Source organism: Anaerobutyricum soehngenii (assembly GCF_009697165.1).
In the GTDB taxonomy this organism is placed as follows: domain Bacteria; phylum Bacillota; class Clostridia; order Lachnospirales; family Lachnospiraceae; genus Anaerobutyricum; species Anaerobutyricum soehngenii.
In genome coordinates this window covers 72,427-92,749 of the sequence record NZ_VULP01000006.1, presented here as the reverse complement: position 1 = coordinate 92,749, position 20,323 = coordinate 72,427, and the positions used below count along the sequence as shown (strand labels likewise).

General features: G+C 39.5%; 15 protein-coding genes and 1 pseudogene. 12 read left to right on the top strand and 4 right to left on the bottom strand.

The window, feature by feature from the left end; genetic code table 11:
* The first annotated feature begins 2 nt into the window (after positions 1 to 2).
* The 5 genes and pseudogenes from FYJ25_RS04785 to uvrA all read left to right on the top strand — a co-directional run bounded on the left by FYJ25_RS04785 (position 3) and on the right by uvrA (position 6,675).
* Entirely contained in the window at positions 3 to 710 is a 708-nt protein-coding gene (locus FYJ25_RS04785) for an RloB family protein (protein ID WP_096241006.1), read from the top strand.
* Positions 688 to 1,221, top strand: a pseudogene (locus FYJ25_RS04780) (transposase); the annotation flags it as partial. The gene FYJ25_RS04785 and the pseudogene FYJ25_RS04780, both read left to right, overlap by 23 nt.
* A 141-nt stretch (positions 1,222 to 1,362) precedes the next feature.
* Entirely contained in the window at positions 1,363 to 1,518 is a 156-nt protein-coding gene (locus tag FYJ25_RS15130) for a hypothetical protein (protein WP_154580677.1), read from the top strand.
* 142 nt (positions 1,519 to 1,660) lie between these two features.
* Complete coding sequence (gene uvrB / locus FYJ25_RS04770; RefSeq protein ID WP_154580676.1) at positions 1,661 to 3,679, top strand: excinuclease ABC subunit UvrB; 2,019 nt, start codon at positions 1,661 to 1,663, stop codon at positions 3,677 to 3,679.
* Positions 3,680 to 3,834: 155 nt separating this feature from the next.
* Positions 3,835 to 6,675 (top strand): excinuclease ABC subunit UvrA, encoded by a 2,841-nt coding sequence (uvrA, locus tag FYJ25_RS04765; RefSeq protein WP_154580675.1) that lies wholly within the window; start codon positions 3,835 to 3,837, stop codon positions 6,673 to 6,675.
* Between the two features lie 603 nt (positions 6,676 to 7,278).
* Here the strand turns inward: uvrA and FYJ25_RS04760 are convergent.
* On the bottom strand, positions 7,279 to 7,737 hold the full coding sequence (locus FYJ25_RS04760; RefSeq protein WP_154580674.1) for an NUDIX hydrolase: 459 nt from the start codon (positions 7,735 to 7,737) through the stop codon (positions 7,279 to 7,281).
* Positions 7,738 to 8,332: 595 nt separating this feature from the next.
* Here FYJ25_RS04760 and hflX point away from each other — a divergent pair.
* Positions 8,333 to 9,631 (top strand): GTPase HflX, encoded by a 1,299-nt coding sequence (hflX, locus tag FYJ25_RS04755; RefSeq protein WP_154580673.1) that lies wholly within the window; start codon positions 8,333 to 8,335, stop codon positions 9,629 to 9,631.
* Between the two features lie 264 nt (positions 9,632 to 9,895).
* Here hflX and FYJ25_RS04750 read toward each other — a convergent pair whose 3' ends face one another.
* From FYJ25_RS04750 to FYJ25_RS04740, 3 genes are read right to left on the bottom strand one after another with little or no spacing between them, the layout of a single operon-like run.
* Positions 9,896 to 10,717, bottom strand: a complete 822-nt coding sequence (locus FYJ25_RS04750; protein WP_154580672.1) for a hypothetical protein — start codon at positions 10,715 to 10,717, stop codon at positions 9,896 to 9,898.
* On the bottom strand, positions 10,711 to 11,409 hold the full coding sequence (locus FYJ25_RS04745; RefSeq protein ID WP_154580671.1) for an ABC transporter ATP-binding protein: 699 nt from the start codon (positions 11,407 to 11,409) through the stop codon (positions 10,711 to 10,713). The genes FYJ25_RS04750 and FYJ25_RS04745 overlap by 7 nt, the downstream gene beginning before the upstream one ends.
* A complete protein-coding gene (locus FYJ25_RS04740; RefSeq protein WP_005345474.1) occupies positions 11,406 to 11,777 on the bottom strand; it encodes a GntR family transcriptional regulator in 372 nt (123 codons plus the stop codon). Before FYJ25_RS04740 ends, FYJ25_RS04745 begins: the two co-directional genes overlap by 4 nt.
* Positions 11,778 to 12,081: 304 nt before the next feature.
* Between FYJ25_RS04740 and FYJ25_RS04735 the strand changes: the two genes are divergently transcribed.
* The 6 genes from FYJ25_RS04735 to FYJ25_RS04710 all read left to right on the top strand — a co-directional run bounded on the left by FYJ25_RS04735 (position 12,082) and on the right by FYJ25_RS04710 (position 20,151).
* Positions 12,082 to 13,008 (top strand): DMT family transporter, encoded by a 927-nt coding sequence (locus tag FYJ25_RS04735; RefSeq protein WP_154580670.1) that lies wholly within the window; start codon positions 12,082 to 12,084, stop codon positions 13,006 to 13,008.
* Positions 13,009 to 13,041: 33 nt separating this feature from the next.
* Positions 13,042 to 14,589 carry a glutamine-hydrolyzing GMP synthase gene (gene guaA, locus FYJ25_RS04730; protein WP_021906713.1) on the top strand — a complete coding sequence of 516 codons (1,548 nt, stop codon included), beginning with the start codon at positions 13,042 to 13,044 and terminating at the stop codon, positions 14,587 to 14,589.
* A 661-nt stretch (positions 14,590 to 15,250) separates the two neighbouring features.
* Positions 15,251 to 15,598 (top strand): hypothetical protein, encoded by a 348-nt coding sequence (locus FYJ25_RS04725; protein WP_154580669.1) that lies wholly within the window; start codon positions 15,251 to 15,253, stop codon positions 15,596 to 15,598.
* Positions 15,585 to 17,411, top strand: a complete 1,827-nt coding sequence (locus FYJ25_RS04720) for a TnsB C-terminal domain-containing protein (protein WP_154580668.1) — start codon at positions 15,585 to 15,587, stop codon at positions 17,409 to 17,411. Before FYJ25_RS04725 ends, FYJ25_RS04720 begins: the two co-directional genes overlap by 14 nt.
* Positions 17,411 to 18,688, top strand: coding sequence for an AAA family ATPase (locus FYJ25_RS04715; protein ID WP_154580667.1), 1,278 nt, complete (start codon positions 17,411 to 17,413; stop codon positions 18,686 to 18,688). Before FYJ25_RS04720 ends, FYJ25_RS04715 begins: the two co-directional genes overlap by 1 nt.
* The gene (locus FYJ25_RS04710) at positions 18,685 to 20,151 is read left to right on the top strand and encodes a TniQ family protein (RefSeq protein ID WP_154580666.1); all 1,467 of its coding nucleotides are present in this window, start codon (positions 18,685 to 18,687) and stop codon (positions 20,149 to 20,151) included. Before FYJ25_RS04715 ends, FYJ25_RS04710 begins: the two co-directional genes overlap by 4 nt.
* The last annotated feature ends 172 nt before the right edge of the window (positions 20,152 to 20,323 follow it).

The window sequence follows — 20,323 nt, the reverse complement described above, 5'->3', positions numbered from 1 at the left end:
CCTTGGCTCCAGTAAGAAGTTATACGAATTGGAATAGCAGAACTACAGATGAAGAAGAGCAGATTGAGCCTTATCGTAAATATTTTTTCATATGTGAGGGTGCTAATACCGAAACATGGTATTTCAAAAAGTTAATTGATATACGAAAAGAGTTAAATATTCATCCATTAATCGATATCCGGTTACTTGAAAAAACAGAGGGTGACAGGGATATTTCATTTCCAAGACGTTTGATTGAGTTCGCAGAAAATCAGAAAGAAAATCCAGAAATAGCATTTGATAAAGAACGGGATAAGATGATTGTTGTATTTGATGGGGATATTTTTGAAGAAAAAGTACTTGATTATGATGAATTGGTAGCAGAAGGTGAAAAGAATAATATATTAGCGGTCAGCAATCCGGCATTTGAATTGTTCCTGCTGTTACATTATGAAAATTCATACGAAGATGATATTGAACCAAATACCGAACAGATTATCCAAAATGAAAAAGATGGACATCAGACATTTATCTATAAGTTGTTACTAGCCAGAACGGGAATTAATTCCAAAAAGAATTCTGCAATTGGGGAACTGGCGAAGAATATAGAGATTGCTATTGAACAGGAAAAGAAAATCAATGAGGATATTCATCAGTGTAAAGGACAGATTACGTGTAATATAGGTCGGATTATTGATGATATTCGGAATGATGACGGGAAATGCGGATAAAAAGAGAGGACAAATGCCTATGTTCTGTATGGATGACATGGTTCCACAAAACCATATGTTGCGGTTAATCGATAAGGCTATTGATTGGTCCTTCATTTATGACTTGATAGAAGAAAAATACTATCCTAATAACGGACGACCAAGCATAGATCCTGTCATGCTTATAAAAATCCCATTTATTCAGTATCTTTACGGAATAAAAAGCATGCAGCAAACAATGAAAGAGATTGAAGTAAATGTTGCTTACCGCTGGTTTCTTGGACTGGATATGATGGATTCCGTTCCTCATTTCTCTACATTTGGTAAAAACTATACGCGTCGTTTTAAAGATACCGATCTTTTTGAGCAGATTTTTTTCAGGATTCTTGAAGAATACATGAAGTACAAGCTTGTAGATACGGAACAGATATTTGTTGATGCAACTCATGTAAAAGCCTGCGCAAATAGTAAAAAAATGAGGAAGAGAGTTGCTCATGAACAAGCTCTCTGGTATGAAAATGAACTAAAAAAACTTCACACCATCTATGGTAATTGCGGATGCCGGATACCGGACGCCAGCTATTGCAAGGGAACTGTTGTTAGACGGTATAAAACCACTATTCCCGTATAAGTGTCCCATGACAAGATAAATGTGTGTGAAGCAGTAAAAGATATGATTAACGAAAGCCGATTAGAAGGAAAAGCAGAAGGAAAAATCCAGATGCTCAAAGAATTAGTAAAGGATGGAACCTTATCTGTTGTGAGTGCAGCGGCCAAGGTGAACATGACAGCTGAGCAATTTAAGAAAGAGCTAGATAAGGAAGTTTAGATGAATTGCGATACGATAAGATGAATAATCCAAGCGGAAGACATTAAATCAGAACAAATATTTGGATTTTGGTATGTACATTTGTTCGTATATTTGATATAATCGGAAGCATACTACGATGAAGAGGGAGGTAAGATGCTTCATGGATCATTTTGAATTAGTGTCTGAGTTTGCGCCGACCGGTGATCAGCCGAAGGCGATCGAACAACTGGTAGAAGGGTTTAAAGAAGGGAATCAGTTTGAGACTTTGCTTGGTGTTACCGGTTCCGGTAAGACATTTACTATGGCGAATGTTATTGCACAGTTGAATAAGCCGACGTTGATCTTAGCGCATAATAAGACACTGGCAGCACAGCTTTACAGTGAGTTTAAGGCATTTTTTCCGCATAATGCAGTGGAGTATTTTGTCTCCTATTATGATTATTATCAGCCGGAAGCCTATGTTCCTTCTACAGATACATATATAGAGAAGGATTCTTCGATTAATGATGAGATTGATAAGCTGCGTCATAGTGCGACAGCGGCTTTGATCGAGCGGAAGGATGTTATTGTTGTTTCTTCTGTTTCCTGTATTTATGGAATCGGTAGTAAGAATGATTATGCGAAGATGATGATCTCACTGCGTCCGGGGATGGAGATTGACAGGGATGAAGTTGTCCGTCGGCTGATTGATATTCAGTATGTACGTAATGAACTTGATTTTAAGAGAGGAAGTTTTCGTGTACGCGGAGATGTACTGGAGGTTGTTCCTGTTTCTACTTTTGAGGATGCGATTCATATTGAATTTTTTGGTGATGAGATTGATCGGATCATGCAGGTGGATGTACTGACAGGTGAGATTAAGGCAAGTCTTAATTTTGCGGCTATTTTCCCGGCTTCTCATTATGTTGTGCCACAGGAGCAGATTGAGCGTGCAGTGAAGACGATTAAGGAAGAACTCGATGAAAGAGTAGAGTATTTTAAGGAGAATGACCAACTTTTGGAGGCACAGCGGATTTCCGAGCGGACGAACTTTGATATGGAGATGCTGAAGGAGACTGGTTTTTGTTCCGGAATCGAGAATTATTCCAGACATCTTACCGGATTAGAGCCTGGGAAGGCGCCATATACGCTGATCGATTTCTTTGGGGATGACTTCCTTATGATCGTGGATGAGTCCCATATCACGATTCCGCAGGTAAGAGGGATGTATGCCGGGGACCGTTCCAGAAAGCAGACATTAGTTGATTTTGGATTCCGTTTGCCATCTGCTCTTGATAACCGTCCGCTTAATTTTGATGAATTTGAAGAACGAATTGATCAGATGCTATTTGTTTCTGCGACACCGAATGTTTACGAAGGGGAGCATGAGATGCTTCGTGCGGAGCAGATTATCCGTCCGACAGGTCTTCTTGATCCGCCAATCGATGTTCGTCCGGTGGAGGGGCAGATTGATGATCTGATCAGTGAGATTAATAAGGAAGTAGAGAAGAAGCATAAGGTTCTGGTGACTACTTTAACGAAGCGGATGGCAGAAGATCTGACCGCCTATATGAAGGAACTTGATATTCGTGTCAAGTATCTACATTCTGATATTGATACGTTAGAGCGAATTGAGATTGTACGAGATTTGCGGATGGATGTATTTGATGTTCTTGTAGGGATTAATCTTTTAAGAGAGGGCCTTGATATTCCAGAAGTGACACTTATCGCGATTCTTGATGCGGATAAAGAGGGATTTTTGCGTTCGGAAACTTCTCTTGTGCAGACGGTTGGTCGTGCTGCGAGAAACGCAGAAGGTCACGTTATTATGTATGGTGATACGATCACAGATTCTATGCGTGCGGCAATCACAGAGACGAAGCGCCGTCGTGAGATTCAGATGGCCTATAATGAGGAACATGGCATTACTCCGACAACGATTCAGAAGGCGGTACGTGATGTTATCTCAATTACGAATGACAGTGATGACAGCATGGATGGTATTGGTGGAAAGCATACAAAAGGCAGTGCTTTAAAGAAAGACAGAGAATCTATGAACCGTAAAGAGCTTACGGAAATGATAGCAAAGCTCACGAAGAAGATGAATAAGGCGGCAGCAGAGCTGAACTTTGAAGAGGCAGCAGAGCTTCGAGATGAACTGAAGAAGTACAAGATCGCACTGCGGGATTATGAGGATTAATAGATTTTTGTTTTTAGAGATACATTTGAAAGAGATATATCAGATATGAGATGACTCCACCTCTGTAGGTGGAGAGCAAGAAAGCAGAGGCATTCTTGAATTAAGAGAGCTACATTTGATAAAGAGATATATCTAATTGGGAAAGGATAAAGTGAATGAGTGAAAAGAAGGAGTACATTCGTATTCGAGGGGCGCGGGAGCACAACCTTAAGAATATTAATATAGATATACCAAGGAATGAATTTGTAGTACTGACAGGACTTTCGGGTTCCGGTAAGTCATCCCTGGCATTTGATACGATTTATGCGGAAGGACAGCGGCGATATATGGAGTCTCTTTCTTCTTATGCAAGACAGTTCTTAGGCCAGATGGAAAAACCAGATGTAGATGATATTCAGGGATTATCTCCTGCAATTTCAATCGATCAGAAGTCTACGAACCGGAATCCACGATCTACGGTTGGTACCGTAACGGAAATTTATGATTATCTGAGACTTCTTTATGCAAGAGTTGGAATTCCGCACTGTCCAAAGTGTGGGAAGGTCATTTCCAAGCAGACGGTAGACCAGATTGTAGATATTTTGATGAAGCTTCCGGACAGAACGAAGATTCAGCTGCTGGCACCGATTGTAAGAGGAAGAAAGGGTGAGCATGTCAAGATTTTAAAGGATGCGAAGAAGAGCGGCTATGTGCGTGTTCGCATTGACGGGAATCTTTATGATCTGTCGGAAGAGATTCAGTTAGAGAAGAATAAGAAACATAATATTGAAATTATCGTAGACCGCCTTATGATAAAGGAAGGAATTGAGAATCGTCTGACAGATTCGATCGAAACAGTAATGAAGCTTACTGGAGGTATTCTTCTTGTTGATGTCGTTGGGAAAGAACAGCTGAACTTCAGTCAGAGTTTTTCCTGTCCGGACTGTGGAATCAGTATTGACGAGATTGAACCAAGAAGTTTTTCTTTTAATAATCCGTTTGGTGCCTGTCCGGTCTGTCATGGACTTGGTTTTAAGATGGAATTTGACATTGATCTTATGATTCCAGATAAAAAATTGAGCATCGCAGATGGAGCAATCACAGTGATGGGGTGGCAGTCCTGTACAGATGCCAAGAGTTACACAAGAGCAATCCTTGATGCATTAGCAAAAGAATATCATTTTGATCTAAATACACCATTTTGTGATCTGAGTCAGGAAGCACAGGATGTGATCATTCATGGAACCAATGGTCATGAAGTAAAGGTATATTATAAAGGAAAGCGCGGAGAAGGTATATATGATGTTGCGTTTGAAGGGCTGATCCGTAACGTGCAGCGCCGCTACAGAGAGAATCATTCAGAACGCCAAAGAGCAGAGTATGAAAACTTTATGACGGTAACACCATGCGATAGTTGTCATGGGCAGCGTTTAAAGCCAGAGTCATTAGCAGTAACAGTAGGAGAGTACAACATCTCTGAGCTTACAAAGCTTTCTGTAAAGCGTTTGATTTCTTATTTTAATGAGATTCAGCTTACCGAAAGACAACAGTTGATCGGAAAGCAGGTATTAAGAGAAATACGTGGACGAATCGGCTTCCTGAATGATGTCGGTCTTGACTATTTAAGCCTTTCCCAGCCAACAGGAACCCTTTCTGGTGGAGAAGCACAGCGAATCCGTCTTGCAACCCAGATCGGTTCCGGGCTTGTCGGTGTAGCATATATTCTTGATGAACCAAGTATCGGGCTACATCAAAGAGATAATGATAAGCTTATTTCAGCCTTAAAGCGCCTGCGTGACCTGGGAAATTCCCTCATTGTCGTAGAACATGATGAAGATACGATGCGAGAAGCAGATTGTATAGTGGATATCGGACCGTTAGCAGGCGAGAATGGTGGAGAAGTCGTTGCAATCGGAACAGCACAGGAACTGATGGATAATCCAAACTCGATTACCGGTGCCTACCTTAGCGGGAAAAGGAAGATTCCACTTCCGGAAGTACGCAGACAGCCACAAGGCTACCTCACCGTAAAAGGCGCACAGGAAAATAATTTAAAGAATATTGATGTGAAGTTCCCATTAGGTGTATTTACCTGCGTCACAGGAGTCTCCGGCTCTGGAAAGAGTTCCCTTGTCAATGAGATTCTCTATAAGAAGCTTGCCTGTGTATTAAACCGGGCCCGGATCAAGCCAGGTAAACATAAAGAAATCGAAGGAACAGAACAGTTAGATAAGATTATCAATATTGACCAGTCTCCGATCGGCCGTACCCCTCGTTCTAATCCGGCAACCTATACAGGCGTGTTCGATCATATCCGGGAACTATTTGCCATGACAAAAGATGCCAAAGCAAGAGGATACGATAAAGGACGCTTCAGCTTCAATAAAAAGGGAGGCCGCTGTGAAGCCTGTGCCGGTGACGGTATTTTAAAGATTGAAATGCAGTTCCTTCCAGATGTATATGTCCCTTGTGAAGTTTGTCATGGAAAGCGGTATAACAGAGAAACATTAGAAGTAAAGTACAAGGGTAAGAATATCTTTGAAGTATTAGACATGAACGTCGATGAAGCCTGCGAATTCTTTGAGAGCGTACCATCAATCCGAAGAAAGATAGAAACATTACGGGATGTAGGACTCTCTTACATTAAGTTAGGACAGCCATCCACGACCCTTTCCGGTGGAGAAGCACAGCGAGTAAAGCTTGCGACAGAACTAAGCCGTCAGAGCACCGGCAAGACTATTTATGTCTTAGATGAGCCAACAACAGGACTGCACTTTGCAGACGTTCATAAATTAGTAGACATTTTACAGCGTTTAACAGAAGGTGGCAATACCGTTGTCGTCATAGAGCATAACTTAGAAGTAATCAAAACAGCGGATTACATCATAGATATGGGACCAGAAGGCGGCGAAGGCGGCGGAACGATGGTAACCTGCGGCACCCCGGAAGAAGTCGCAGACGAACCGAGATCCTATACGGGAAAATACCTGAGGAAATATTTAAATACGAATTTGTAGATTTCGTGTAGACGAAAAAAGAAATAATACCATATCCCATCTGCTCTGTAGTCGCTGTGTTTAAAATGCTCGTTCGCATCTTAAACACGCTCCGAAGCCGCATCTGGGATATGGTATTATTTCTTTTTTCTGACTATCTAAATCTACGGTTTAACAACATGGAATGTGCCAGAAGGCTATGGTCTTCCGGAAAATTAAATTCTAAAGGATTGACACTCAAATTGTTATCTTTCCAACATAAATCACTAATTTGTTATTTATCTCAGCTTACGCTGACCAGAATCACGCGCCAAGTCTCGCGACGGCTCGACTTGAATATTAAACTGTCAGCCTCTGAAACAAAATTTCCTGCTGAATTGTAAGAAAACTATGGTAAAGAAAAAAGAATGGTTATAAGTATTGCGTTTTGTGACTTTGCGCTATGGAATTCTGACCATAGGAACTTGGGACTCGTTTTTCCCAAGTTCCTGTTTTTCTGGGCAGAATGGAATGCTTAGCGCAACGGAACAAAATCAAACTTATAACCATTCTTTTTTCTTTAGAAGACTAACTACAATTCAGCTCAATATCTTCTACTAAAGCGGCGTCTGTGTCCCCAGCAACTTAGTATTTATTTAAGACTGTGTTTATTAGTTTATCTCCTTTATATTCTAATTTCAATGAAAAAAATGGTTGATTTTCCATCAGAAGCTTTAAAAAGATCTTATCACCTTCCCATATGTTTAAATCCATAATTTTTTCTTTTTCCACCCAGACAAGTTCCCCCTCATCGCAGTTTCCGATGTCTCCCGTATACTTATCTGCTGTATATAGACACATATATTCATCTGGCCACTCATCCGATATAAAAGTAACGATTCCTCGAAATTGATAGGATGTAAGCTCTAATCCTGTTTCCTCTTTTACTTCCCGTAAAAGACAGTCTTCTGGACTTTCTCCTTTTTCAAAATGTCCCCCTACCCCAATCCATTTATCTTTATTACCATCTTTCTTTTTTGATATTCGATGAAGCATAAGATATTTATTTCCTTTTTCTATATAGCATAATGTTGTAAAATTCATTTTTTTTATCTTCCTCTCCGATACACTTTATCATTTGTAATTATACTATATCATATTCCCTATAATATACCATCTCTGTTTTACAATCATAGCTTTCTGGGCAATCTCCTTATTCCCATCCAAGATTTAAATACGAATTTTCATCTGGAGCCAAAGGACAGAAAAGCAAAAATTTTATATAGAAGAAAATATGATGTCGGAGCCAGTAAAAATGCCGGTCAGGCATTTTCTACGAAGCGACTATCTTCATATTTTCTTCTATATAAAATTTTTGCTTTTCGTTTCTTTAGCCCCTCAAATAAATTAGTATTTAATCCCCCATTCTCACCAACTGTAGATTTAGATTAGTCAGAAAAAAGAAATACTACCCTATCCCAGATGCGGCTTCGGAGCGTGTTTAAGATGCGAATGAGCATTTTAAACACAGCGACTACAGAGCAGATGGGATAGGGTAGTATTTCTTTTTTCGTCTATCCTAAATCTACAACTTAGTATTTTAACAGTTGACGAGTGGGGGCGATACAGGTATTATACAACTCAGAAGCTGGTCACTTATTTTGCAAGAGAGACATTTTACCATGAAAGGGGTATCTATTTGGAAGAAAGAACAAAGGCACTGCTTGTCGGTGTGAATTTAAATAATGATCCGGAGTTTGAAACGGCATTAAAGGAGTTAGAAAGTCTGGCGGAAGCCTGCGACATGGAAGTTGTCGGGGTGGAGACACAGAATGTCAGCCAGATTAATACAGGTGTATACGTAGGTACAGGGCGTGTAGAGGAGATTAAGGCAGTTGTCCATATGTTGGAAGCGGATGTTGTCATTTTTGATAATACCTTATCTCCAATGCAGCTTCGTAATTTAAAAGATATTATTGAACGGCCTGTGTTTGACCGTACCCATTTGATCTTGCAGATTTTCTCTTCACGAGCAAGAACGAGAGAAGCGCAGATTCAGGTAGAGACGGCAAGGCTTCAGTATGAGCTTCCGAGACTTGCCGGAATGGGCGAGATATTGAGCCGTCAGGGTGGCGGAAGCGGTGGCCTTTCTAATAAAGGTGCCGGAGAGAAGAAGCTGGAATTAGATAAAAGAAAGATTCGTCATCGAATCAGTGAACTGAAAAAGGAACTGCGTGAGGTAGAGAAGAACAGAGAAACGCAAAGAAAGCGTCGTCTGGTTCAGGGAATCCCCCAGGTTGCTTTAGTCGGATATACGAATGCGGGAAAGTCCACTCTTTTAAATGCATTTATTGATAAATATGAAGAAAATGAGGAGAAAAAGGAAGATAGAAAAGTTATGGCGAAAAATATGCTTTTTGCCACCCTGGATACGACAGTCCGTAAGATTCATCTGCCGGACAAGAGGGAGTTTCTTCTCTCTGATACGGTCGGATTTATCAGTAAGCTTCCACATAATCTGGTAGAAGCGTTTCATTCGACATTAGAAGAAGTGAAATATGCCAATCTGTTATTAGAAGTTGTGGATTATTCTGATGAACATTATATGGAGCATATGGAAGTTACTCGTGAGACATTAAAAGAACTTGGCGCAGATGAGATTCCATGTATTCATGTCTTTAATAAATGCGATATTGCGAAGGCAAATGGGAGAGAAGATGTTCCAGCAGAGCTTCCACATATCGGAAAAGACTGCATCTATATGGCAGCCGGACAGAATATTGGTTTAGAAGAACTCGTACAGCTTATTTCTAACCATATTTATCAGGATTATGTAGAATGTACGATGCTGATTCCGTATACGGAAGGGGCATTGGTGTCTTATTTCAATGAAAATGCAACTGTAAAAGAAACGGAATATGAGGCAGAGGGAACGAAAATAACGATGAGCTGTCTGCTTAAAGACCTCAAAAAATATAAGGAATATGTAATTCTATAGGTCGATTTCTGATTGCCGTAGGCAAAAGAGACGCTCCCAAAAAGAGACCATACCTTATATTTGTGACTTTAGTCGCGGCGGTTTGAATACTCGCTTATACACGCTCGTATCCAAATCTTGCTCCGAGGCCACAAATATAAGGTATGCTCTCTCTTTGGGAGCTGTCTTTGGCTGCCTATGCAAACTCAGAAATTGTTTTGAGAAAGATTTGAGGGAGACTTTCAGGAGTTCGTCTGCTCCGTAACCTCACAAATCAGAATTTTTCTATTGAAGATTCAGTCTCTTCGTCATGATGTATTTACTTCCCATCCAGCATACGGCAATCAGAATAATATTAAAGATAAGTCCTGTAATCAGAATTGGATTAAGGAAAGTTTTAAAGAAGTAGTTATTGCTGTAAATATTCACCCGCATAATTGTAGTGCTGCCGAAGTATCCCCAGACTACAAGCTGGATTAATCCAAATATCTGCTGAACAACATAAATTCCAACATATGCCCCAATGGAAGCAAGTACTTTGTGGCTGGAGGCAAGGTTTCCAAGGGTGATACTGAAAAACAGTATATCAATTAGCAGGAATGGTGCTAGAACAAGGGCGATAATAACTAATGTTGTAAAGAGCGGTGTCTGGCTTGCATAGCGCATCAGAGTGCGCCAGAAAATACTAAAGTTAGAGAAAAGCTCTGTACTTCCTACCAAAATAAAGATAGATATGCTGATAACTACAACGTCAATAAGAAGCCATAGTAAAGCAGCAAGTTCTTTTGAAAGTAAGAGCTGTGATGGTGTTACAGGCAGGGTATTTGTAAGGTAGCCCTGGTCGGTAAATACATTTTTATAAAAATGATAGCCGCTATATATATAAGTAAAGATAGCAATACTTGAAATGACAATAACAAGAGCAAAAATAAGAAGCATTGTCAATGTACCTATGATAGTGGAATCGGTGTTTAATAAAGCGTCTGTTCCTCCGCTTATTGTAAAATAAAAGCGGGATAAGAGGGCAAATAATAACACGAATCCATGAATTGGCAGTAGAAGCTTTGAAATAGAACGCCATTCATATTTAAATAATTTTCCTAACATTTGAATACCTCCCGGAATAATACATCTACTGATTTTCCCTGATTAAAACGAATATCTTCCACATCATTTTTCAGGACGATATGTCCGTTTTTGATAAAAACAACTTCATCCAAAATATTTTCCACGTCAGAAATAAGATGTGTGGAGATGAAGATGGTGGAATCGGGTTCGTAATTGTTGATAATCGTACTTAAAATATAATCTCTTGCAGCGGGATCCACTCCGGCAATCGGCTCATCGAGACAGTAAAGTTTAGCGCGGCGGCTCATGACAAGGATTAGCTGTACTTTTTCTTTTGTTCCTTTCGAAAGGGTTTTGATTCGGGCATTTGAATCAATGTTTAACTTTTCTAACATGGAAATTGCCCGGCTTCTGTCGAAGTCTTCATAAAAGTCCTCAAATAATGTAATTGCTTCTGAAACTTTCTGTGTTTCATCTAAGTAGGTACGCTCCGGGAGATAGGAGACGATTTTTTTCGATTCGACTCCAGGGGTATTTCCATTGATAAAAAGTTTTCCGCCTGTTGGAGCAAGTAATCCGTTGATTAACTTGATTAAAGTAGTCTTTCCACTGCCATTTGGCCCGAGAAGACCGATAATTTTACCGGATTCTAAGGAAAGAGTAATATTGTCGAGTGCCTGTTTGCGTCCATATTTTTTGGATAGATTTTTACATTCCAGAATCGTACTCATTTTTGATTCTCCTTTCCGAGTTTTTCAAGTAAAGTGATTGTCTTTTCGTAATCAAATCCCATCTGTGACATTTTATTAAGAAATTCTTTGATTTGTGTGGATGCCAGTTCCTCTCTCATTTTTTCAATCATAGCTTTGTCCTCTGTAATAAATCGCCCGCTTGTTCTTGCGGAATGAACCAGGTTCTCTCTTTCTAATTCGGAAAGAGCTTTCTGCATTGTGTTGGGATTTACCCCCGCCTGAGCAGCTAAATCTCTGACCGAAGGAAGTTTGTCGCCCGGCTGATATTTGCCTGATACAATATCCAGCGATACTTTCTCGATAATCTGAGCGTAAATTGGACGGCTGGAGTCAAGATTCCAAGACATTTATAACACCTCCTTTAAGTTATCAACACTTACATTCAAGAATGCCTCGGCATTTTTTCTGCAAGCTGCGCGTCATCTCACATCTGATACAATTCTATTTTGCAGGAAAATGTAATAAATTCCTTACAATAAAGTTCTGTATTATTGTACTAAGTGATTAATACAATAATACATGCAGGACGAGAAAATGTCAACACAAAATAAAAATATTTTTTCGCCCATGACTTTTTTGCAAGTTTGAGATACAATGGTGAGAGTGTATTTAAAATGAGAGAAGATTATAAAAACTAAAGAGGAGGAAAATATGGAAAATAAAAAAGCATTTGGTCATGCTCTTGCCATTTTTACGATTTTTATCTGGGGAACAACGTTCATTTCTACAAAAATCTTGCTTCAGGCATTTCAGCCAGTAGAGATTTTGTTTTTCCGTTTTGTCATGGGATTTATTCTACTGTGGATTATGAATCCGCACCGCCTGCCATTTAAAAGCTGGAAGCAGGAGCTGACATTTGCAGCAGCAGGACTTACCGGAATGACACTGTATTATTTAATGGAAAATGTAGCACTTACTTATTCACAGGCATCGAATGTAGGAGTCATCGTTTCAATCGCACCGGTATTTACCGCAATTACAGCAAGCATTTTCTTAAAAGAAGAGGGAAAACTTCGACCAGCATTTTTCATGGGGTGTGTGATTGCCCTCATTGGAATTTCACTCATTAGCTTTAGCGGAACAACGATGCATTTAAATCCGATTGGAGATCTTCTTTCTGTTGGTGCGGCAATAATCTGGTCATTTTATTCCGTACTTTCCAAAAAAATAGGAAGTTTTGGTTATTCTGTAGTTCAGGCAACAAGAAGAACCTTTTTCTATGGAATACTATTTATGATCCCGGCATTATTTATATTTGATTTTAAATGGGATCTGACCCGTTTCGCCACACCGGCATACCTATTCAACATTTTCTATTTGGGACTTGGAGCATCCGCCATCTGCTTTGTCACATGGAACATGGCAGTAAGAATACTTGGAGCAATCAAAACAAGCGTATATATCTACCTCGCTCCGGTAGTAACAGCGGTAACATCCGTCATTATTCTACATGAAAAAATAACATTTTTATCCGGCTTGGGAATCCTGTTAGTACTCGGTGGACTTCTATTATCTGAGCAAAAGAAAAAATTTTTTTCTATTAGGGGTAGAAAGCAAACGGAAAATGTTATAGAATAAAGTACAGAACGATAAAAGACAGGAGGAACATCTTTGAAAAGAGAAACCGTTATAGTAATAGATTTCGGTGGACAGTATAATCAGCTTGTTGCACGCCGCGTTCGCGAATGTAACGTGTACTGTGAGATTTATTCTTATAAAACAAACATTGAAACAATCAAAGCAATGAACCCAAAGGGAATCATTTTAACAGGTGGACCAAACAGCTGCTACGAGGCAGATTCCCCAACCTATACAAAAGAACTTTTTGAACTGGGAATCCCTGTACTCGGTTTATGCTACGGCGCACAGCTTATGATGCATATCCTTGGCGGTAAAGTAGAAGCAGCGCCGGTACGTGAGTACGGAAAAACTGAAGTATTCGTAGATAAGAAAGATTCTAAAATCTTTGCAGATGTATCAGAAAAGACAATCTGCTGGATGAGTCACTTTGACTATATTTCCAAAGTAGCTCCGGGATTTACCATCAGCGCCCATACAGCGGACTGTCCGGTAGCAGCCGCAGAGAACGCAGATAAAGGCTTATACGCAATCCAGTATCATCCGGAAGTACTTCATACAGTAGAAGGAACGAAGATGTTATCCAACTTCGTATTAAACGTATGCGGATGCGCAGGCGACTGGAAGATGGATGCCTTTGTAGAGAACACCGTAAAAGAAATTCGTGAAAAAGTAGGCGATGGACGAGTATTACTCGCTCTCTCCGGCGGAGTAGACTCCTCCGTAGCAGCCGGATTATTATCCAAAGCCATCGGCAAGCAGTTAACTTGTGTATTCGTAGACCATGGTCTTCTCCGTAAAGACGAAGGCGACGAAGTAGAAAGCGTATTCGGTCCAGAAGGACAGTTCGACTTAAACTTCATTCGTGTTAATGCACAGCAGAGATACTACGATAAGTTAGCAGGCGTAACGGAACCAGAAGCAAAACGTAAGATAATCGGAGAAGAATTCATCCGTATTTTCGAAGAAGAAGCTAAGAAGATTGGTGCAGTAGACTTCCTCGCACAGGGAACCATTTACCCAGACGTTGTAGAAAGCGGCCTTGGCGGTGAATCCGCAGTAATCAAGTCCCACCACAACGTAGGAGGACTCCCTGACTACGTTGATTTCAAAGAAATCATCGAACCACTCCGCGACCTCTTCAAAGACGAAGTACGAAAAGCCGGCCTGGAACTCGGAATCCCTGAAAAGTTAGTATTCCGCCAGCCTTTCCCAGGTCCAGGACTCGGAATCCGAATCATTGGCGAAGTAACCGCAGAAAAAGTACAGATCGTTCAGGATGCCGATGCCATCTACCGCGAAGAAATCGCGAATGCAGGTCTCGACCAGGAAATCAATCAGTACTTTGCAGCACTCACAAACATGCGCTCCGTTGGCGTAATGGGCGATGAGAGAACCTACGACTACGCAGTAGCACTTCGCGCTGTAAAGACAATCGACTTCATGACTGCAGAATCCGCTGAGTTACCATACGAAGTACTTAATAAAGTTATGAACCGAATCATCAACGAAGTCAAAGGTGTAAACAGAGTATTCTACGATCTGACGAGCAAACCGCCAGGAACGATAGAGTTTGAGTAGCTTGATGTGTTTGTTCGCAAACCTTATTATTCAGTTTTTTGTAAAAATGAATAATCTATACACTTTAAGGTTCTGAATCTACATAGTAGGTTCGGAGCCTTTTTTTGTGGGAGAAAAAGAGGTGTTGTGGGGAAAGTAGTTCACTATTACTGGATAATAGAAAGTGCGAAAAAGTGGATAATGGAGTGTGTTAATGAACATAGTGTTTTTTCTAAAAGTGATTTTTGGGAAAATTGAAATCCGTCAGAAACCGCATAAATAAAGGCTTTACAGAAACAGGCTTGAAAATTCCCAAAAGTGAAAACAGGAAAAATCCTTGTTTTTGGGAAGAAAAACTCTCTTTTTGGGAAAGAACTCTTTGTTTTTGGGAAATTTATTTTTCTTTTTTAGAAAATGTATTTCTCCTTTTTGGGAAGAAAAAGTTCTTATTTTTCTGTAATAAAAAATGCGAGTGCAATTTTGTAACTTATGAGATTTTCAGGAACAGAACAAGTCATTTTTGGGAGTGAGGTTCTCTTTTTGGGAGAAAATCAGCTCTTTCTGGGAAAATAGCCTTTATTTTTGGGAAAAAGGATTCGTTTTTGGGAAAATCAATTCATTTTTGGGAGAAAAACATCCTTTTTTGGGAAAAGTTCTCTCTTTTTGGGAAAGGAGAAGCACTATGCGGAAAAAGAATTACAAAGGACGTTGTGAAAAGGTATCAGTCAGCAAAAGTGAAGATGTATGCAGACTGTACAGCGAGATACAGAAAAAGTATCTGGATATGCTGGAAGAAAATCAGGAGATAAAGGAAATACAATGTAATGTATTACTAGACGGTCTGGAAATAGGAGAATACACTTCTGATTTTGTGTGTAAGAAAACAGGAAACCATCTCATGGTGAGGGAGTGTGTAGAGGAAAAATATCTTATGAAACCTATGACCGTGAAACTCTTGGATGCAAGCCGGGTATATTGGTTAAAACTTGGTGTACAGGATTGGGGGCTGGTGATTGATGGAGAAGAATAAGATTTTAGGAAGTCAGGATAATACAAAGATTATCAGAATATTAGAAGTAAAAGAATCTTCATTTCTTGTAATTGACTGTATAAAAAGGACGATGCCGCAATGGAAAGACAAAGAACAGTTTAAGGACTGGAAGTCAGTGACAGAACAGGAATTGTGGGAAATCACCAACATTTATCCATCGAAAACAGATACAGCATTATCCACTACATCAAAGTACATACAGGAACATTATGCACTAATAGCCGGGATTTTGCCTTTTATCGGGGATGAAAAAGAACGCAGCCGGATGATACGGTCAATCGCAGAATTAAAGAATTACAGCAAACAGACAATACGAAATACACTCTGTTTATACTTGGTTTATCAGGATATTTCTGTACTTGCCCCGAAAGAAAAGAAAGAAAAAGAACTGAGCAGAGATGAAAAGATAATGCGATGGTCTTTGAACAAATTCTTTTACACAAAGAACCAGAATACATTGACAACAGCTTACACAATGATGCTGAAAGAGAAGTATACAGATGCAGAGGGTACATTGTTACCACATCCATCCATTCATCAGTTCCGATATTTCTATAAAAAGACAAAGAAGCAGCAAAATTTCTACATTTCCAGAGAGGGAGTGAAAAAATATCAAAGGAACAGAAGACCATTGTTAGGTCAGGGAGTACAGGAGTTTGCCAGCAGTATAGGAATGGCTATGTTGGATTCTACTATTTGCGATATATACCTTGTAAATGAACGTGGAGAATTGATTGGAAGACCTGTTTTAACAGCCTGTATTGATGCGTACAGTTCCATATGTTGTGGTTATTCGTTAGGCTGGGAGGGTGGCATCTACAGCCTGAGAGGACTTATGCTGAATGTGATAACTGATAAGGTGGAGCATTGTAGAAAATATGGAATCGACATCACAGAAAAAGACTGGAATTGTAAAGAACTTCCGGGAACACTTGTTACAGATAAAGGTGCGGAGTATGCATCTGAGAATTTTGAGCAGCTAACAGACCTTGGAGTATCTATCATCAATCTTCCAGCGTACCGCCCGGAACTCAAAGGTTCTGTAGAAAAGTTCTTTGATGTGATACAGAGTATCTATAAACCATATCTAAAGGGAAAAGGTGTGATAGAACCAGACTTTCAGGAAAGAGGTTCGCATGATTATAGAAAAGATGCGTGTCTGACGTTGGAACAGTTTGAAAAGATTCTCCTGTACTGCATCATTTATTACAATACTTCCAGAACATTAGAAAACTTCCCTTTTACAAAAGAAATGCTGGAAAAGAAGATAAATCCATATGCAAGTGAGATATGGAATTATGGGAAAAAAGAGGTCGGAGCAAATCTTCTAACCGTATCAAAAGAAGAACTTATCATGTGCCTGATGCCACGGACGACAGGAAGATTCAGCAGGTTTGGACTTAGGGTAAATAAATTAAGATACCGACATGATAATTATACAGAAAAGTATCTGACAGGCGGTGAGGTTACAGTCGCTTATAATCCAGATGATGTATCGAATGTATGGATGATAGAAAAATCTGGTCGGTATGTGAAGTTTGAACTGATAGAGAGCCGATTTGATGGAGTAAATCTGGAAACCGTACAGGAAATACAGACAAAGACAAGAGAGAGAATCCAGACAGGAAGTGAAGCAAGTTTACAGGCACAGGTACAGCTTGCAAGAAATATAGAGAATGTAGTCAATATGGCAATGCCGCAAAAATCGCTGAGACTAAAGGATATACGGAACAATCGAAAGAAAGAGCAGAACCGTATCCATAAAGATTATGTAAAGGAGTGTGAAGAATAATGTTTGATGCGATGAGATTGATTGAAAAACTGCCTGAGATGTTATCAGGAGAAGAATTGATACAGAAAATGTCTATTCTTCCGGTATATGAGGAAGAAGTATGCCGGAATGGTTCAGATGCAGAACGCTTGATGAAACTTTCTGATTTGTACAACATTTATCTTCCATCCCAGATGTCCACAGAAATCTACAGTAAACTGTATCTGGCAATTTTGCGTTCTTTACAGAAAAAAGGAACAAAGCTGGCGGTACAGCAGATGAACAGCAATAAAAGAAATATGAATGAAGCAACGAACAGCCGTGGAAATCAGGAATACAGTGGCATTATTGGCGGTTCTGACAGCTTCACAATCATTGGTACAAGTGGTATAGGAAAGTCTTCTGCTATTTCCAGAGCCTTAAATCTTATCATGGCAAATCAGATAATTTACTTAGAAGAACCTTATGTAAAAATCATCCCATGTATCACCGTACAATGTCCTTATGATAGTTCTGTAAAAGGAATGTTGCTGGAAATTTTGAGAAAAGTCGATGGTGAACTGGAAACAACGTATTACAAAAATGCACTGAGGGCAAGAGCTACAATAGATATGCTCATTGGGTCTGTCAGTCAGGTTTGTTTAAATCACGTTGGGTTACTGATTATTGATGAAATCCAGAATGTAGTAAACAGCAAGAATGGCAAAAGTTTAATAGGTTCTCTGACACAGTTAATCAATAATAGTGGAATCAGTATAGGAATGATAGGAACTCCTGAGAGTGAGATTTTCTTTGGACAGGCAATGCAGTTAGCACGTAGAAGTCTGGGATTAAAATACACGGCATTGCCGTATGATGCCTATTTCTATAAAGTGTGTGATACCTTGTTTCGCTATCAATATGTGAAGCATCATACAGAACTTACAGATGGGATTGTCAGATGGCTTTATGAACACAGTGCCGGGATAATCAGTATTGCAGTTTCGCTTGTACACGATGCACAGGAAATCGCTATTCTAAACCAAAAGGAAAGCCTTGATATGTCGGTTTTACAAGAAGCCTATGAGCAGAGAATGGGAATGTTACATGACTATATCCAGCCAACAGTACAATGCGGTAAGGGAAGAAAACCGAAAAAGAAATCCTGTGCAAGCAAACGGAAAGAAAAAGTAATTTCCGAGACAACAGAAGATATACAGGAAAACTTAATCCAGACCTTAGTAAAACAGGCAAAGAAAGAGAAGACAGATATTGTAGAGCTTCTTAAAGAATATGTGCAAGTGGAGGTGATTGTATGATTGGCTTTATGCCGGAACTGTATGAAGATGAGCTATTATATAGTGTTTTAAGCAGATATTACGCAAGGTCAGGGCATTTAATCTATCGTGCTGCATCCGAGGAACTGTTTCAAAATCCAAAAGTAAGACCAGACGTTCTTTTAGTCAATGCTTATAAAAAAGAGGTCATAGATGTACTTGGTGCATCTATGGAAACTCTTGTAAGAAAACATACGATGTTTCCGGCATACGCAATGTTTTTACCGTATCAAAGAAGAAAAGACGCTTTTCACTCACTTGTCAGGAGGGATGGAAAACATAATAATCTTCTTGCGATACCAGTAAGAAAAAAGTCAAAATATCTGAGATATTGTCCAGTTTGTGCAGAAAGGGACAGACAGCAATATGGGGAAACGTACTGGCATAGAACAGGGCAGATTCAGGGAGTTAAAGTGTGTCCACAACACAGATGTTATCTGCAAGCTACAGAGGTACTTGTGAGTGGAAAAGCGACTCCGGCATTTACCCCGGCAGAAGAAGCAATTCCAGAAACACAGGAAGTTATAAGCTGCAATAATGAGTTGGAATTAAAACTGGCACAGTACATAATAAACGTGTTTCAGACAGATATAGACATGGAAAATCAAGTATCCGTGGGGGAATTTCTTCATATGCAGATGCAAAGGACAGAGTATCTTTCTTTACGTGGAGAACAGCGAAATATAGGAAAGTTACATCAGGATTTTACAAGGTATTATCGAGATTTACAGGACAACGATTTTACAGAGCTTTGGCAAATACAGAAAGTTTTTACCAACGATAGATACAGATTGCAGGATGTCTGTATGCTGGCAATGTTTTTAGGTGTGAAGCCTGAAAAGCTGGTAAACAGAAAGCTACCAGAAAGCAGTCAGATAGAAGAATTTGAACAGCGTATTTATCAGTTGCACGAACAGGGCATGAAATATCCAGAGATTGCAAAAATGCTTGGCGGTTCTTATGATACTGTAAAATGCATTGGAGAAGGACGCTACAAAAAATATAAGAAAGATAATATAGGGAAACAGAATATTCAGAGTAAGAAGAAAGGAAGTGACTGGAAAAAGATTGACAGGGAGACTTTACCACTTGTAAAGACTGCTATTTCTGGGATAAGGGAAGATAAATCACAGAATGGAAAGCCGGGACGTGTAACAGAGTATGCAGTTACAAAAGCGTTGGGGTTGCCATCAAAAAGAATGTGCCAGTTACCTTTATGCCGCTTAGAGATACAAAAATATAAAGAAGAGTATCCTAGATACTGGGCTAGAAAAGTCGTGTGGGCGGTACAGGAAGTGTTGAAGAATGGAGATGAATTAAATTGGAAAAGAATAAGAGAACTGACAAATCTACGAAAAATGAATTTTCAGAGGTGTTTCCCATATTTGATTTATGAAACAGAAAAGGAAGTGGCAGAAAAAATCAAGAGTACAATCGAAATATAGAGATAAAATAGCTTGCTTTTCATATTATATTTATAAAATAATATTGGAGAAAAGAAATTTTAAAAATGATTCGTCAAATTGCACAAAGGATTATTGTAAATGCTGGTACTGCCATAAATGAAATGGCATCATTTTGAGGGCAAAAAAGGGGTGATTTATGATATGGCATAGA